11 protein-coding genes and 1 pseudogene are annotated in these 16,967 nt (G+C 68.1%); 9 read left to right on the top strand and 3 right to left on the bottom strand.

What is annotated here, in order from left to right; all coding sequences use genetic code 11:
* Positions 1-56 precede the first annotated feature (56 nt).
* The 3 genes and pseudogenes from MRS60_RS11555 (at position 57) to MRS60_RS11545 (ending at position 4,533) form a co-directional block, all read left to right on the top strand.
* On the top strand, positions 57-1,808 hold the full coding sequence (locus MRS60_RS11555) for an acyl-CoA dehydrogenase family protein (protein ID WP_243564713.1): 1,752 nt from the start codon (positions 57-59) through the stop codon (positions 1,806-1,808).
* The gene (locus MRS60_RS11550) at positions 1,805-3,013 is read left to right on the top strand and encodes a CaiB/BaiF CoA transferase family protein (RefSeq protein ID WP_131946353.1); all 1,209 of its coding nucleotides are present in this window, start codon (positions 1,805-1,807) and stop codon (positions 3,011-3,013) included. Before MRS60_RS11555 ends, MRS60_RS11550 begins: the two co-directional genes overlap by 4 nt.
* A gap of 102 nt (positions 3,014-3,115) precedes the next feature.
* A pseudogene (locus MRS60_RS11545) lies at positions 3,116-4,533 on the top strand (MFS transporter).
* Positions 4,534-4,641: 108 nt separating this feature from the next.
* Here MRS60_RS11545 and MRS60_RS11540 read toward each other — a convergent pair.
* Both MRS60_RS11540 and argA read right to left on the bottom strand, forming a co-directional pair.
* On the bottom strand, positions 4,642-4,917 hold the full coding sequence (locus MRS60_RS11540) for an oxidative damage protection protein (protein WP_006478357.1): 276 nt from the start codon (positions 4,915-4,917) through the stop codon (positions 4,642-4,644).
* Positions 4,918-4,968: 51 nt separating this feature from the next.
* Positions 4,969-6,348, bottom strand: a complete 1,380-nt coding sequence (gene argA / locus MRS60_RS11535) for an amino-acid N-acetyltransferase (RefSeq protein WP_034183531.1) — start codon at positions 6,346-6,348, stop codon at positions 4,969-4,971.
* Positions 6,349-6,371: 23 nt separating this feature from the next.
* On the opposite strand from argA, the gene hrpA reads away from it, so the two are divergent.
* The 5 genes from hrpA to MRS60_RS11510 all read left to right on the top strand — a co-directional run bounded on the left by hrpA (position 6,372) and on the right by MRS60_RS11510 (position 14,483).
* Positions 6,372-10,571 (top strand): ATP-dependent RNA helicase HrpA, encoded by a 4,200-nt coding sequence (gene hrpA, locus MRS60_RS11530; RefSeq protein ID WP_131946356.1) that lies wholly within the window; start codon positions 6,372-6,374, stop codon positions 10,569-10,571.
* Positions 10,572-10,751: 180 nt separating this feature from the next.
* Positions 10,752-11,741: a beta-propeller fold lactonase family protein gene (locus MRS60_RS11525; RefSeq protein ID WP_034183533.1), complete on the top strand. Its 990-nt coding sequence runs from the start codon at positions 10,752-10,754 to the stop codon at positions 11,739-11,741.
* 16 nt (positions 11,742-11,757) lie between these two features.
* Positions 11,758-12,732, top strand: coding sequence for a sterol desaturase family protein (locus MRS60_RS11520; protein WP_105391895.1), 975 nt, complete (start codon positions 11,758-11,760; stop codon positions 12,730-12,732).
* A gap of 111 nt (positions 12,733-12,843) precedes the next feature.
* Entirely contained in the window at positions 12,844-13,671 is an 828-nt protein-coding gene (locus tag MRS60_RS11515) for an EI24 domain-containing protein (protein WP_034183535.1), read from the top strand.
* Positions 13,668-14,483 (top strand): competence/damage-inducible protein A, encoded by an 816-nt coding sequence (locus tag MRS60_RS11510; RefSeq protein ID WP_034183536.1) that lies wholly within the window; start codon positions 13,668-13,670, stop codon positions 14,481-14,483. The genes MRS60_RS11515 and MRS60_RS11510 overlap by 4 nt, the downstream gene beginning before the upstream one ends.
* Positions 14,484-14,593: 110 nt before the next feature.
* Here the strand turns inward: MRS60_RS11510 and MRS60_RS11505 are convergent, their stop codons facing one another.
* On the bottom strand, positions 14,594-15,058 hold the full coding sequence (locus MRS60_RS11505; protein WP_034183537.1) for a rhodanese-like domain-containing protein: 465 nt from the start codon (positions 15,056-15,058) through the stop codon (positions 14,594-14,596).
* A gap of 405 nt (positions 15,059-15,463) precedes the next feature.
* Between MRS60_RS11505 and glnA the strand changes: the two genes are divergently transcribed.
* Entirely contained in the window at positions 15,464-16,879 is a 1,416-nt protein-coding gene (gene glnA, locus MRS60_RS11500) for a type I glutamate--ammonia ligase (protein ID WP_034183538.1), read from the top strand.
* The last annotated feature ends 88 nt before the right edge of the window (positions 16,880-16,967 follow it).

Below are 16,967 nucleotides of genomic sequence, written 5' to 3'. Positions count from 1 at the left end.
CCGCGCGCCGCGGCGTCAGGTCCGGCCGACGTGCAGGCAACCCAGGAGACATACGCATGAACGACACCGCCCGCACGCCGGATACCGGCGCATCCAACATCCCCGACAGCCGGGGCATCGATTTCTTCACCGCCGATCCCGATCTCGGCGCGTTGCTGAAGCTGCATCTCGGCGACGCGCTTTATGCCGAACTCGAGCCGCAGCTCCGTGCGCTCGGCGCGCGCGTGTCGGGCGAGCTCGACGAATGGGCGTCGCGCGCGGACAAGCACCCGCCCGTGCTCGAGCACCGCAACCGGCGCGGCGAGGCCGTGCAGCGGATCGACAAGGATCCCGCGTATGTCGCGCTCGAACGCGTCGCGTATTCGGAGCTCGGGCTCGCGTCGCTGAGCCACCAGCCCGAATCCGTGCCGCCGCTCGTCAAGTACGCGCTGACGTTCCTGTTCGTGCAGGCGGAATTCGGGCTGTGCTGCCCGGTCAGCATGACCGATTCGCTGACGCGCACGCTGCGCCGCTTCGGCGATCCGGCGCTCGTCGCGCGTTACCTGCCGATGCTCGCGTCGCGCGATTTCGACACGCTGTACCAGGGCGCGATGTTCATGACCGAGCAGGCGGCCGGCTCCGACGTCGGCCGCATCGCGACGCGTGCGGCGCGCGAGACCGACGCGCACGGCGAGACCGTCTGGCGCCTGACGGGCGACAAGTGGTTTTGCTCGAACGCGGATGCCGATCTCGCGATGGTGCTCGCGCGGCCCGACGGCGCGCCGGACGGTATCAAGGGCCTCGCGCTGTTCCTGCTGCCGAAGACGCTGCCGGACGGCACGCGCAACCGTTACCGGATCGTGCGCTTGAAGGACAAGCTCGGCAGCCGGTCGATGGCGAGCGGCGAGATCGCGCTCGAAGGCGCGCAGGCCTACCTGATCGGCGAGATCGGCCGCGGTTTCCACCAGATGGCCGACATGATCAACATGTCGCGGTTGTCGAACGGCGTGCGCGCGGCGGGGCTGATGCGGCGCGCGCTGAACGAGGCGCTGCACGTCGCCGCGCACCGCGAAGCGTTCGGCCGCAAGCTGATCGAGATGCCGCTGATGCAGCGCCAGTTGATGAAGATGCTGCTGCCGGCCGAGGCCGCGCGCGCGATGTTCATGCAGATCGCGCTGCTGCTGCCGCAGGCCGATGCGGGCGACGAGCAGGCCGCGCGCTGCGTGCGGATCCTGACGCCGCTGATCAAGTTCCGTGCGTGCCGCGATGCGCGCCGCGTGACGGGCGACGCGATGGAAGTGCGCGGCGGCACCGGCTACATCGAAGAGTGGAGCGATGCGCGGGTCGTGCGCGATGCGCATCTCGGCTCGATCTGGGAGGGCACGAGCAACATCGTCGCGCTCGACGTCGCGCGGGCCGCGCAGCGCGAGCACGCGCTCGACGCGCTGCGCGCGTTTCTCGGCGACCGGCTCGGCGCGGCGCCGCTGCCCGACGCGAGCCGCGAGGCGCTGCGGCGCGTTCTCGCGCGCGCATGCGATGCGCTCGCGCGGGTCGCGGCGGAAGGCGACGATTCGCGCGTGCGGCAGGCCGCATCCGCGCTGTACTACACGAGCGCGGCCGTGCTGATGGCCTGCGAGGGCGTGCGGCTCGCGCCGGATTTCCGGCGCCTCGCGCTCGCGCACCTGATCGTGCGCCACAAGCTGCTGCCGGTCGATCCGTTCGCGCCGGCGTCGCGCGACGACGAATCGGCCGCATTCGACGCGCTGCTGCGCGGCACGCCGATCACGCTCGACACGGCGCTCGACCTGCTGCCGGAGGTCGAACGATGAACGCGACGCGAGGCGCGCTGGACGGCCTGAAGGTCGTCGACCTGAGCCGCGTGCTCGGCGGCCCGTACTGCACGCAGGCGCTCGCCGACCACGGCGCGACGGTGGTCAAGATCGAGCCGCCGGACGGCGACGAAACACGCGGCTGGGGGCCGCCGTTCCTCGGCGATACCGCGTGGTACTTCATGGGCGTCAACCGCAACAAGGAAGGGCTCGCGCTCGACCTGTCGCGCGACGAAGGGCGCGCGATCCTGTGGCGCCTGCTCGAAGACGCCGACGTGCTCGTCGAGAACTTCAAGCCCGGCACGCTCGCGCGCTGGGGGATGGACTATGCGCGCGACCTGCAGCCGCGCTTCCCGCGCCTGATCCACTGCGCGGTGACGGGCTTCGGCGCGGACGGTCCGCTCGGCGGGCTGCCCGGCTACGACGCGGTGATCCAGGCGATGGCGGGGCTGATGAGCGTCAACGGCGAGCGCGACGGCGACGCGACGCGCATCGGTTTGCCGATCGTCGACATGGTGACCGGGCTCAACGCGCTCGCGGGCATCCTGCTGGCGCTGGCGGAGCGCGAGAAGAGCGGGCGCGGGCAGTCGATCGACATCGCGCTGTACGACTGCGGCGTGTCGCTGCTGCATCCGCACCTGCCGAACTTCTTCGGTTCGGGGCGCGTACCGGCGCGCAGCGGCAACGCGCATCCGAACATCGCGCCGTACGACAGCTACCGCACGGCGACCGTGCCGATCTTCCTCGCGGTCGGCAACGACCGGCAGTTCGCGCGGCTCGTCGCGCATCTCGGCGCGCCGGCGCTCGCGGCCGATCCGCGTTTCGTCGACAACCGCAGCCGCTGCGCGCACCGGCCCGAGCTGAAGGCCGAACTGGAGGCGCGGCTCGCCGCGCACGCGTGCGAGCCGCTCGCGCGCGACCTGATGGCGGCCGGCGTGCCGTGCGGGCCGGTGCGAACGGTGGCCGACGTCGCGCACGATCCGCATGCGCTGCACCGGAACCTGTTCGTCGAGATCGGTGCGTATCGCGGCACCGCGTCGCCGGTGAAGCTGTCGCGCACACCGGCCACCTATCGAACGCCGCCGCCCGCGCTCGGCCGCGACACGCGCGCGGTGCTCGATCGGCTCGGCGTCGATCGCGCGCTTCAACAGCAACTGCTCGATGCCGGCGTGCTGAAAACGGCACCCGGCCAGGCGCCCGACTAGGTGCACCCGACCGACACAACGCCGCCGGCCGGCGGCGCAATGCCGGCCAACCGGGAAAGGCGCGCGGCAGTCGCGCCCCCGAACACCAACCTGGAGACATCGATGAGCCGTCCGCAATCCCCGCCCGCCGTCCAGCCGCAGCCGCGGCCCGGGCGCGCCGCCTTCGCGGCGTTCGTCGGCACCACGATCGAGTGGTACGACTTCTACATCTACGGCACGGCCGCGGCGCTCGTGTTCGGCAAGGTGTTCTTTTCGAGCACGATGGACCCCGGCGTCGCGACGCTGCTCGCGTTCGTCACGTTCTGGGCCGGCTTCGCCGCGCGGCCGCTCGGCGGGATCGTGTTCGGGCATCTCGGCGATCGCGTCGGCCGCAAGACCGCGCTGGTGATCACGCTGGTGATGATGGGCCTCGCGACGACCGGCATCGGCCTGCTGCCGGGTTATGCGCAGATCGGCGTATGGGCGCCGGCCGGACTCGTCGTGCTGCGCGTGCTGCAGGGCATCGCGGTCGGCGGCGAGTGGGGCGGCGCGGTGCTAATCGCGAGCGAGAACGCGCCCAAGCACCGCAGCATCCTGTACGCGGCGTTCGCGCAGCAGGGCTCGCCTACCGGCAACCTGCTCGCGACGGCCGCGTTCTTCGCGCTGAGCGCGCTGCCGACGCCGTCCTTCCTGATGTGGGGCTGGCGCATTCCGTTCCTGTTGTCGGCGGTGCTCGTGATCATCGGCATGGTGATCCGGCTGAAGCTCGAGGAATCGGCCGACATGCAGCGCGTGCTTGCGCGCAAGCGCACGGTGAAGCTGCCGCTGCGCGAGGTCGTGCGCGATCACTGGGTGGTCGTGCTGCTCGCGGCCGGCACGCTGCCGGTGATCAACGTCACGTATTTCCGCAGCACGTTCGCGCTGTCGTGGGCGACCAAGGAGCTCGGCTACGCGCAGGGCACGTTCCTCGGCATCCTGTCGATCTCGCTCGTCGTGCAGTTCCTGATGCAGCCGGTCGGCGCGTGGTTCGTGTCGAAGATCGACATGCGCCGCGCGATGTGCTGGATCCTGATTCCGGAAATCGTGCTGATGCCCGTGATGTTCCATGCGCTCGCGACGCGCTCGTACTGGGTGGCCGTCGCGGGCATGTGCATCTCGACGATTCCGTCCGCGATGTTCTACGGCGCGGTCGGCGGCGTGCTCGCGCGCGTGTTTCCGGCGAACATCCGCTACACGGGCCTGTCGCTCGCGTATCAATTGAGCGCGCTCGTCGTCGGCGGCGGTACGCCCGTGCTCGCGCAGGCGATCCTCAATTCGACGGGCAGCATCGTCGGCGTCGCGGTCGCGTCGGGACTTTACGCGCTCGTGTCGCTCGCCTGCATGCTGGCGCTGCTGAACCGCACCGGGTATCGCGCGGACGAGCTGTCGACCGCCGAGCGCAGCGACGCGGCCGAATGGGGTGCCGAAGGCGGAAGCGCAGAAAGCGCGAGCGGCGGCCGCAGCAGCCGGGCGACGGCGGCGCGCTGAAACCGGCCGGTTGAGTCGCGTCGATCGCGCGACCCAAAATGAAAAACGGCACCGTGCGATACACGGTGCCGTTTTCTCTGGATCAGGCGGCCGGCAGGCTGCCGATTCCACGCATCACGTCATCAGCCTTCCGTCGGCGGCACGTAGCCGGACGCCTGGTCCGCGCCGTCGCCGAAGAAGTACTTCTCGGTCTGCTTCATCAGGTACTGGCGTGCCCGCGGGTCGGCCATGTTCAGGCGGTTTTCGTTGATCAGCATCGTCTGCTGCTTGAGCCAGCCCTGCCAGGCTTCCTTCGAGACGCTTTCATAGATGCGCTTGCCGAGTTCGCCCGGCAGCGGCGGGAAATCGAGACCTTCGGCTTCCTTGCCGAGCTTCGCGCATTGAATCATACGGGCCATCGTGTACTTCTCCTGTAATCGGACTGGGGGAGGGCGGGCGTCTTGCGCCGCTCAGAGCTGTTTCATCAGCACGAGCGACTTGCGCTGCCAGTTATAGAGCTTGCGGCGGTCTTCCGGCAGGTCGTCGACGCTGACCTTGACGAAACCGCGCTTGAGGAACCAGTGCTCGGTGCGCGTCGTGAGCACGAAGATGTGCGTGAGGCCGCGCGCGCGGGCGCGCTGCTCGATGCGCTTGAGCAGGCGCTCGCCGTCGCCCGAGCCCTGCGCTTCCGGCGCGACCGTCAGGCACGCCATCTCGCCGATCTTCTCCTGCTGATACGGATACAGCGCCGCGCAGCCGAACAGCACGCCATCGTGCTCGATCACCGAGAAGTGGTCGATGTCGCGTTCGATCTGGTGGCGGCCGCGGCGCACCAGCGTGCCGTCCGACTCGAGCGGCTCGATCAGCGACAGGATGCCGCCGACGTCGTCCGGCGTCGCTTCGCGCAGGCTTTCGAGGTTCTCGTACGAGATCATCGTGCCGACGCCGTCGTGCAGGAACAGTTCGAGCAGCATGCTGCCGTCGAGCGATTGCGGAATCAGGTGCGCACGCGTCACGCCGCCGCGGCACGCGCGGATCGAGTGCTTCAGGAAGAACGCGTCGTCGCCCTGGATGTTGCCGGAGTCGAGCAGCTCGGCCGCCGCGTCGAGCGACATTTCGCGGATCAGCCCGCCTTCGTCGTCGACGATGCCGGGGCCGTCGGTCAGGAACACGATCTTGTCGGCGCGCAGCGCGATCGCGGCGGCCGACGCGACGTCTTCCATCGACAGGTTGAACGCCTCGCCGGTCGGCGAGAAACCGAGCGGCGACAGCAGCACGAGCTTGCGGCTCGCGAGCGAATGGCGGATCGATTCGGCGTCGATCTTGCGCACGATGCCCGTATGCGCGAAATCGACCCCGTCGAGAATCCCCACCGGCCGCGCGGTCACGAAGTTGCCCGACACGACGCTGATGTGCGCGTGCGCCATCGGCGAGTTCGGCAGACCCTGGCTGATCGCGGCCTCGATGTCGAGACGCACTTCGCCGGCCGCTTCCTTCGCGGATTCGAGCGCGCGCGCATCGGTGATGCGCAGGCCGTGCGAAAACTCGGATTCGACACCATGCAGGCTCAGCTGCTCCTCGACCTGCGGGCGCGAGCCGTGCACGAGCACGATCTGGATGCCCATCGCCTGCAGCAGCGCGATGTCGGACACGAGCGCGTTCAGCAGCCCCTGCTGCACCACTTCTCCGCCGAACCCCACGACGAACGTGCTGTTGCGGAACTTGTGGATATAGGGCGCGACGGAGCGCATCCAGTCGACGAACTGCGCGTGGCTGACGGCCGAATCGTCTGCGGCCGGCGGCGTCGCGGCGCCGGTCTGGGCGGGAGGGAGGTCGGTTTGGGAATTCATGGGCGGGATTATAATGCGCCCCCATGTCGAATGTACCTAAAAGTCCCGCGCCGACGCGGGCCAAAGCGCCGTCGGCCCGGCACCCGGATGGTGCGGCCGATGCGCGCCAGCAGCAGGGCCAGGCGCCGCGCCAGCAGCAGGAAAAGCAGGCGGGCCAATCGCCACGCGGGCCACGCGGGCCGCGCGGCGACGAACGCCGCGGCGATGCGCGCCAGCCGGCCACGACGAACGCACCCGATGCACGCACCCCGCGCCGCGAGCGTCCGCCGCGCGCCGCCGTCGCACCGAATCCCGTTCCGCCGATCAAGTACCCCGAGAGCCTGCCCGTGTCGGGCAAGCGCGACGAAATCGCACGCGCGATCGCCGGTCATCAGGTCGTCATCGTCTGCGGCGAAACCGGCTCGGGCAAGACCACGCAGTTGCCGAAGATCTGTCTCGATCTCGGCCGCGGCCTCGGCGCCGGCGGCACGGGCCTGATCGGCCATACGCAGCCGCGCCGGCTCGCCGCGTCGTCGACCGGCCGCCGGATCGCCGAGGAGCTCGGCACGCCGTTCGGCGAGGTGGTCGGCTACAAGGTGCGCTTTACCGACAACCTTGCGCCGGGCGCGTCCGTGAAGCTGATGACGGACGGCATCCTGCTCGCGGAGACGCAGACCGACCCGCTGCTGAAAGCGTACGACACGCTGATCATCGACGAGGCGCACGAGCGCAGCCTGAACATCGACTTCCTGCTCGGCTACCTGAAGGAAATCCTGCCGAGGCGGCCGGACCTGAAGCTGATCGTCACGTCCGCGACGATCGACGCCGATCGCTTCGCGCGCCATTTCGGCACCGACGAGCGCCCGGCGCCCGTGATCGAGGTGAGCGGGCGGCTGTATCCGGTCGAGATGCGCTACCGCCCTGTGGCCGAGGATCGCCCGGCCGTGAAAAATGCCGAAGGCACGGCCGGCCGCGACCGCGTGAAGACCGCGCGCGAGGCCGAGCGCGACCTGATGGACGCGATCGTCGACGCGGTCGACGAGCTGTGTCGCGAAGGCCCGGGCGACGTGCTGGTGTTCCTGCCCGGCGAGCGCGAGATCCGCGAGGCGGCCGAGGCGCTGCGCAAGCACCATCCGCCGCACACCGAGATCCTGCCGCTGTTTGCGCGGCTCTCGGCGGCCGACCAGGACAAGGTGTTCAAGGCGTCGAACGCGCGCCGCATCGTGCTCGCGACCAACGTCGCCGAAACGTCGCTGACGGTGCCGGGCATCCGCTACGTCGTCGACACCGGTCTCGCACGCGTAAAGCGCTATTCGTACCGGAACAAGGTCGAGCAGCTGCAGGTCGAGTCGATCTCGCAGGCCGCCGCGAACCAGCGCGCGGGCCGCTGCGGCCGCGTGGCCGACGGCGTCTGCATCCGCTTGTACGAGGAAAGCGACTACCAGGCGCGTGCGCGCTTCACCGATCCGGAAATCCTGCGCTCGTCGCTCGCGTCGGTGATCCTGCGGATGAAGTCGCTGCACCTGACGGCGATCGAATCGTTCCCGTTCCTCGAGCCGCCGCCGGGCCGCGCGATCGCGGACGGCTACCAGTTGCTCAACGAGCTCGGCGCGGTCGACGACGACAACGCGCTGACGCCGCTCGGCCGCGAACTCGCGCGGCTGCCGCTCGACCCGCGCGTGGGCCGGATGATTCTTGCCGCGCGCGACCAGCAGTCGCTGCGCGAGGTGCTGATCATCGCGAGCGCGCTGTCCGTGCAGGACCCGCGCGATCGGCCGATCGAAGCGCAGGAGCAGGCCGATCAGGCGCACCGCCGGTTCGCCGACGAGCGTTCCGAATTCCTGCAGTGGCTGAAGATCTGGGCGTGGTTCGAGGAAGCCGTCGCGCACAAGAAGTCGAACCGCCAGCTGGTCGACGCGTGCCGGCAGAACTTCCTGTCGCACCTGCGGCTGCGCGAGTGGCGCGACGTCCATTCGCAGTTGCTGACCGTCGTGCGCGAGCACGGCTGGCGGCTCAACGAAGTCGAGGCGACCTACGAACAGGTTCATCTGGCCCTGTTGACGGGCCTGCTCGGCAACCTTGGCCTGAAGGCCGACGACGATCCGCACTATCTCGGCGCGCGCGGGATCAAGTTCTACCTGTGGCCGGGCTCCGTGCTCGCGAAGAAGGCCGGCCGCTGGGTGATGGCGGCCGAGCTCGTCGAGACGAGCCGGCTGTACGCGCGCTGCCTCGCGAAGATCGAGCCCGAATGGGTCGAGAAGATCGGCGCGCACCTGCTGAAGAAATCGCTGTCGGAGCCGCACTGGGAAAAGCGCCCGGCGCAGGTCAGCGCGTACGAGCGCGCGACGCTGTACGGGCTGCCGATCTACCACCGCCGGCGCGTCGCGTTCGGCAAGCAGGATCCGGTGCGTGCGCGCGAACTGTTCATCCGCGGCGCGCTGGTCGAAGGCGAGTTCGACACGAAGCTCGCGTTCTTCGCGCACAACCGCAAGCTGCTCGCCGACATCGAGCAGCTCGAGCACAAGTCGCGCCGGCAGGACGTGCTGGTCGACGACGAGCTGATCTACGCGTTCTACGACCAGGCGATTCCGGAAGGGATCCACACGGGCGTCGCGTTCGAGCGCTGGTACCGCGACGAGGTGAAGCAGGGCGGCCAGCCCGAGGACAAGCTGCGGCTGCTGTACCTGTCGCGCGACGACCTGATGCGCCACGAGGCGGCCGGCGTGACGACCGAGCTGTTCCCGAAGCGCGCGACGATGGCCGGTGTCGAGATGGCGCTCACGTACCACTTCGAGCCCGGCACGCCGCGCGACGGCGTGACGCTCGCGGTGCCGCTGTACGCGCTGAACCAGGTCGACGCGCGCCGCTGCGAGTGGCTCGTGCCGGGGATGCTGAAGGAAAAGGTGCAGCTGCTGCTGAAGTCGCTGCCGCAGAAGCTGCGCCGCCACTGCGTGCCGCTGCCCGAGTATGCGGCCGGCTTCGTCGAGCGGATGGGGCGCGAGCGCTTCGGCGCGGGCGGGCTCGTCGAGGCGCTGATCGCCGACGTGCGCGGCGAGACGCAGGTCGCGATGAAGACGGCCGATTTCAAGCTCGAGACGCTGCCCGCGCACCTGTTCATGAACTTCAAGGTGATCGACGAGCACGGCCGCCAGCTCGCGATGGGGCGCAATCTCGCGCAGCTTCGCCAGGAACTCGGCGCGCAGGCGCAGCAGCAGTTCCAGAAGATCGCCGCGGCGTCGACGATCTCGACCGGCGGCGAGGCCGATGCCGGTCCGGCAGCCGGCCAGGCCACGGCGCCCGCCGCCGCGGCCGGTGCCGCCGGCCGCGGCGCGAAGGCCGGCAAGGGCGCGGCGCCGCAGACGGCGGCACCGGCGGAAGCCGGCGCGACGGCGCTGTACGAGAACCTGACGACGTGGAATTTCGGCAAGCTCCCCGAGCTGCTGGAGATCCGCCGGCGCGGCCAGACGCTGTACGGCTACCCGGCGCTCGTCGACCGCGGCACGCATTGCGACGTCGAGGTGTTCGATTCGCCGGAGGAGGCCGCGCGCATCCACCGGGCCGGCTTGCGGCGGCTGTTCGCGCTGCAGCTGAAGGAGCCGATCAAGTTCCTGGAGAAGAACCTGCCGGGCCTGCGCGAGATGGCGATGCAGTACATGTCGCTCGGCACGCAGGACGAGCTGCGCGACCAGCTGATCGACACGGCGCTCGACCGCGCGTGCCTGCAGGACCCGCTGCCCGACGACGACGCGAGCTTCCACGCGCGGCGCGACGAGGGCCGCAGCCGCCTGAACCTGCTCGCGCAGGAAATCGCGCGGCTGGTCGGGCAGATCCTCGCCGAATATGCGGGGCTCGTGAAAAAACTCGCGCAGGCGAAGCCGTTCGCGCAGGCCCACGCCGATCTGCAGCAGCAGCTCGCCGCACTGGTCGGCAAGCGCTTCGTGATCGATACGCCTTACGTGCAGCTTGCGCACTTCCCGCGCTACCTGAAGGGCATCGCGCTGCGGATCGACAAGCTGAAGGCCGATCCGGCGCGCGACGCGAAGCAGTCAGCCGACCTGCTGCCGCTTGCCCAGCAGTACCAGCGCGCGGTGTCGCAGCGCGGCGGCGTCGCCGACCCGCGGCTCGCGGAATTCCGCTGGCTGCTCGAGGAACTGCGAATTTCGCTGTTCGCGCAGGAACTGCGCACGCCGATGCCGGTCTCTGTCAAGCGTCTGCACAAGGTCTGGGAGTCGATGCAGCGTTAGCGCAACATCGGTTTTCCAGGCCCGCACCGGCGGCCGGCCCCGGCCGCCCGTACTGCGCATGCCGCGCCGGCCTGTCCGGTCGCCGCGGCATGCGTCGAAGTGGCGCAACGCCGATTTCGGTCAACCGGCGAGGCCGGTTGAGCGTTTTACAATGACGGTTGTTCCACGACGTGAGTCTTCATGCGCACTTTCCTTTCCCTCGGCCGCACGCTCGCGCTGGCCGCCGCCGTACTGGCGCCCGCCGCACACGCGAATAACGTGATCGTCCTCAATTCGGCCGAAGCGACGCTTTCCCTGATCGATCAGCAGACCCGCGAGGTCGTCGGCACGATGCCGACCGGCAAGGAACCGCACCACCTGATGGCGGCACCCGACAATTCGTCGCTGATCGTCGCGAATTCGGTCTCGAACAGCCTGATGTTCGTCGATCCGAAGACGGGCAAGCTGCAACGCACGGTCGAAGGCATTGAGGATCCATACCAGCTCGGCTTCTCGCCCGATCACAAGTGGTTCGTGTCGACCGGGCTGCGCCTCGATCGCCTCGACATCTACAGCTACGACGGCCGTGACTTGAAGATCGCGAAGCGCCTGCCGCTCGCGGTGATGCCGAGCCACCTCGCGTTTACGAAGGACAGCAAGACGGTGCTCGTGTCGCTGCAGGTGTCCGGCGAGATCGCGGCGGTCGACCTCGCTACCCAGACGGTCAAGTGGAAGATGCCGGTCGGCAAGGTGCCGGCGGGCCTGTGGCTCACGCCGGACGACAAGTACCTGCTCGTCGGGATGACGGGCGCCGATTACGTGGCGGTCGTCGACTGGCGCAACCAGAAGGTTGTGAAGACGATCCAGACCGGCAAGGGCGCGCACAACTTCCGCTCGCTCGCCGACGGCACGCACGTCGCGGTGACGAACCGGGTCGCGAACACGATCAGCATCATCGACGAGAACACGCTCACCAACGTCGGCGACATCACCGGCCTGCTGCCGGGCCCCGACGACATGGAGCTGTCCGCCGACAAGAAGACGCTGTGGGTGACGTTCCGCTTCGCGAAGAAGGTCGGGATCATCGACCTGGCGTCGCGCAAGCTGGTGCAGACGATCTCCGTCGGCCGCTCGCCGCACGGCATCTACTTCTACGACCGCGCGCCGTGGAAGGCGGCGAACGGCGCGTAACGGGCGGGGGCGAACGATGCTGCACCTGATCGATGCGTTCGTGTCGGACATCCAGACCTGGCTGTACGTCGACGTCGTGCAGCCGCTCCTCTTCAAGTTCAACCTGATGGACTATGACGAGGACACCTACGACGCGCTGTACTGGGTGATCATCGGCGCGCTGCAGATGGTGCTGATGTTCGCGCTGCTGCGCCCGCTCGAGGCGCTGCTGCCGGTCGAGCGCTGGAAGAACCGCCGCGCGGTGCGGGTCGACGTGATCTATACGGCGATCTCGAAGCTCGGCATCTACACGCTGTTCTTCTTCTTCGCGCTGCAGCCGGTATTCGACAACTTCCAGGCATGGCTGCGCCTGCACGGCGTCGCGAACGTCAACCTCGACTATCTGTGGCCGGGCGTGACCTCGCAGCCGATCGTCGCGTTCGCGATCTATCTCGTCGTGCTCGACTTCGCCGGCTACTGGTATCACCGCTGGCAGCACAAGTTCGGCATCTGGTGGGAGCTGCACGCCGTGCACCACAGCCAGCGGCAGATGTCGCTGTGGTGCGACGACCGCAACCACCTGCTCGACGACGTGATCCAGTCGTGCTTCTTCGCGGCGATCGCGCTCGTGATCGGCGTGACGCCGTCGCAGTTCGTCGTGCTGACCGCGTTCACGAACTTCATGCAGAGCATCCAGCATACGAATGCGCGGCTGTCGTTCGGCTGGCTCGGCGAGCGCCTGCTCGTGAGCCCGATCTTCCATCGGCGCCACCACGCGGTCGGCTACGGCCACGAAGGCACCAAGTACGGCTGCAACTTCGGCGTGCTGTTCCCGTGGTGGGACATGATGTTCGGCACCGCGTCGTGGAACCGCACGGTCGAACCGACCGGCATCCGCGAACAGGTCGACGGCGTGTCCTACGGCGAAGGCTTCTGGGCGCAGCACGGCCTCGCGTTCGTGCGAATCTTCCGGCGCCTGTCCCCCGCGAAGCGCGGCGCGGCGTCGGCCTGATCCGGCCACACTCCCGTTGAGCGGCTCTCCCACGCGGCCCGCATGCGCTTTGGCGCATGCGGGCCGCGTGGTTTATCCTTTCCCCGTTTTTCTCCGTCGATACAGGCTCGCATGAACGATTTGCTGCGTTCCTTCGTCCGGGCATTGGCGAGCGCATTGCACCCGCGCATGCTCTGGCTCACCCTGATGCCGTTTCTCGTCTCCGCCGTCCTGTGGGGCGTCCTGCTGTGGTTCTCGTGGCAGACGCTGCTGGACCTCGCGCGCGGCGCGCTCGACGGCTTCGTGCTGACGGCCGCGCTGTATCGCGCGTTCGACATGATCGGCATGTCGCAGCTGCATGCGGTCGTCGCGCCGTTCGTGGTCGTGTCGCTCGCGATTCCGCTGATCGTGCTGACCGTGCTGCTGCTGATCGCGACGATTTCGATGCCGGTCGTGATCAAGCACCTGTCGAACCGGCAGTTCGCGGCGCTCGAGGCGAAGCGGGGCGGCACTTTCTTCGGCAGCGTGTTCAATTCGCTGTGGGCGGCGCTGGCCGGCGTCGTCGTGCTCGTCGTCACGATCCCGCTGTGGCTGATCCCGCCGTTCTTCGCGCTGCTGCCGCCGGTGATCTGGGGCTGGCTCACCTACCGCGTGATGACCTACGACGCGCTCGCGCTGCACGCGAGCCGCGACGAGCGCCGCGCGCTCGTGCGGCAGCATCGCTGGCCGCTGATCGGCATCGGCGTCGCGACCGGGCTGCTCGGCACCGTGCCGACCTTCGTATGGGTATCGTCGGTCTGGATGATGGTGCTGTTCCCGTTCGTCGCGGCGGCCATGATCTGGGTTTACGCTTTCATCCTCGTCTTCTCGGCGCTGTGGTTCGGGCACTATTGCCTGCGCGCGCTGGAGGACCTGCGCGCGAGCGCGCGCGCCACCGCAATCGACATGGGGCAGGCATGAGCATCGGCATCATCATCATCGGCGACGAAATCCTTTCGGGCCGCCGGCAGGACAAGCATCTGGCGAAGGTCATCGAGCTGCTCGGCGCGCGCGGCCTCGCGCTCGACTGGGCCGAATATGTCGGCGACGATCCGGCACGCATCACGGCGACGCTCGCACGCGCGATCGCGTCGGGCGACATCGTGTTCTCGACGGGCGGCATCGGCGCGACGCCGGACGACCACACGCGCCAGTGCGCGGCCGCCGCGCTCGGCGTGCCGCTCGAACTGCATCCGGAAGCGAAGGTGCTGATCTCGGAGCGGATCCGGGAAACGCATGCCGATCCGGCCACGCCGGTCGACTTCGACTCGCCGGAGAACCAGCACCGCTTCAACATGGGCGTGTTTCCGGTGGGCGCGACGATCATCCCGAACGGCTATAACCGGATTCCCGGCTTCTCGGTCGGCGATCTGCATTTCGTGCCGGGCTTCCCGGTGATGGCCTGGCCGATGATCGAATGGGTGCTCGATACGAAATACGCGCACCTGCATCACGCGACGCCGCACGCGGAGCGCTCGCTGTACGTGTTCGAGCTGCCGGAATCGACGCTCACGCCGCTGATGGAGCGCATCGAGCGCGACTTCCCGGGCGTGCGTGTGTTCAGCCTGCCGAGCGTCGGCGATACGGAGCGCGGCGGCATCTACGCGCGCCGTCACATCGACCTCGGCGTGAAAGGGGAGCCGGAAGCGGTCGCGGCCGCGTTCGTGAAGCTGCGCGAAGGCGTGCACCTGCTCGGCGGCGACGTCGTCGAGCCCGACACGTCGCGCGCCTGACCGGGAGCGGGCGTACAAAAAGCGACGGGCCGCGCAATGCGGCCCGTCATCGGCATGTCATCGCCCGGCTCGACGATGAGGCTGTCGCAACCGGTCGGGCGCGTGCGCCGTCAGGCGCCGATCCACGGCAGTTTGCGGAAGCACCAGCCGTCGACCGTCTTGCGGTGGCCTTCGGCGTCCTTTGCACCCTCGAAGCCTTCGAGCAGGTCGAACGCCTTCGTGAAGCCGGCCTGCGACGACGCGACCGCGGCGAGCTTCGAGCGCGCGGCGCTGCGGCACAGGAACAGCACGGGCGTATCGGGCGCGATGGCCGCCTTCAGTTCGTTGACGAATTCGGCGTTCGGCACGCCGCCCGGGTAGCGCGTCCATTCGAGGTGCAGGTACTGGCCGTCGCCGACGAGCGGGCGGCCGATCCAGTCGAGTTCGGCACGGGTGCGCACGTCGACGAGGCGCGCCGACGGGTCGAGCTGCAGCAGTTCGAATGCCTCGACCGGCAGCAGCGCGCCGGCGTAGTTGAGCGCGCCTTGTGCGCGGCGTTCGTCGGCCTTCGCGTAAAGCTGGTCGAGCGTACTCATGGTGGGAGTCTCCTGATCGGTCAAACGAACATTCTAGCGCGGCGCCGCGGCCCGGATGTCCGCATGCGGTACGGTGGACGCACCGCACACGCGCTCACCAAAAGAGTGCAGAATTGCGCGCATGCACCAGAATGATTCGACGGGCGCGGCGCATCGCGAAGATTGCACCATTACGGTGCTTCCGGTTGATGGCCGGTGCGGCGCCAGGCCCCGGAATCGCGCAGCGCAGCCCCGTCGCGGCGAGCGCCGGCGCGATTCGTGCCAGTCTTGCGCATGGGTGGCACGGAAGCTGCTTTATAGAATTCGGTCGAATCGGGGCGCGCTGCGCCAAAGCAAGACCCCGATCAGCTCGATAAACGAGGCGGTTCCCAGTCCGCCGGAATTGTTCAATCAGGAGAAGAGGTTATGAGTAAAACCGTCGCCGACGTCATGCAGCTCGTGAAGGACGAGGACGTCAAGTTTGTCGATTTCCGCTTCACGGATACGCGCGGCAAGGAACAGCACGTGTCGGTGCCGGTTTCGGCGTTTGACGAAGACAAGTTCGAAAGCGGTCATGCATTCGACGGTTCGTCGATCGCGGGCTGGAAGGGCATCGAGGCGTCGGACATGCTGCTCATGCCGGACCCGAGCGCCGCATTCGTCGACCCGTTCTATGAAGAGTCGACCCTCGTGCTGACCTGCGACGTGGTCGAGCCGGCCGACGGCAAGGGCTACGAGCGCGATCCGCGTTCGCTCGCGAAGCGCGGCGAAGCGTATCTGAAGAGCACGGGCATCGGCGACACGGCCTACTTCGGTCCGGAACCGGAATTCTTCATTTTCGACTCGGTCCAGTGGAACACGGACATGTCGGGCTGCTTCGTGAAGATCAACTCGGAAGAAGCGCCGTGGTCGTCGGGCAAGGAATTCGAAGGCGGCAACACGGGCCACCGTCCGGGCACGAAGGGCGGCTACTTCCCGGTCGCGCCGGTCGACACGTTCCAGGACATGCGTTCGGAAATGTGCCTGCTGCTCGAACAGCTCGGCATCCCGGTCGAAGTGCACCACCACGAAGTGGCGGGCCAGGGCCAGAACGAAATCGGCACGAAGTTCTCGACGCTCGTGCAGCGTGCGGACTGGACGCAATGGTCGAAGTACATCATCCATAACGTCGCGCACTCGTACGGCAAGACGGCGACGTTCATGCCGAAGCCGGTCGTCGGCGACAACGGTTCGGGCATGCACGTTCACCAGTCGATCTGGAAGGACGGCCAGAACCTGTTCGCGGGCAACGGCTACGCCGGCCTGTCGGAACTGGCGCTGTTCTACATCGGCGGCATCATCAAGCACGCCCGTGCGCTGAACGCGATCACGAACCCGACGACGAACTCGTACAAGCGTCTGGTCCCGCACTTCGAGGCACCGGTCAAGCTGGCCTACTCGGCACGCAACCGTTCGGCATCGATCCGCATTCCGCACGTGTCGAACCCGAAGGGCCGCCGCATCGAAACGCGCTTCCCGGATCCGATGGCGAACCCGTACCTGTGCTTCACGGCGCTGATGATGGCCGGCCTCGACGGGATCCAGAACAAGATCCATCCGGGCGAAGCAGCGGACAAGAACCTGTACGACCTGCCGCCGGAAGAGGATGCAAAGATCCCGACCGTCTGCGCGGGCCTCGACCAGGCACTCGAAGCACTCGACAAGGATCGCGAGTTCCTGACGCGCGGCGGCGTGTTCACGGACGGCATGATCGATGCGTACCTCGCGCTGAAGGAGCAGGAACTGGCGAAGTTCCGCATGACGACGCACCCGATCGAGTTCGAGATGTACTACTCGCTGTAATCGGCGATGGCGCTTCGATTCAGCGCCTTTTTGCCGGTTCGTTCCCGTCGCGCAGCCTGCGGCGGGAACGGCGGAGTCTGAAAGGGGC

It is taken from the genome of Burkholderia pyrrocinia (genome assembly GCF_022809715.1).
GTDB lineage: Bacteria > Pseudomonadota > Gammaproteobacteria > Burkholderiales > Burkholderiaceae > Burkholderia > Burkholderia pyrrocinia_C.
Note: the sequence above shows the minus strand (reverse complement) of the source record. Positions and strands in the feature narration are given on the sequence as shown.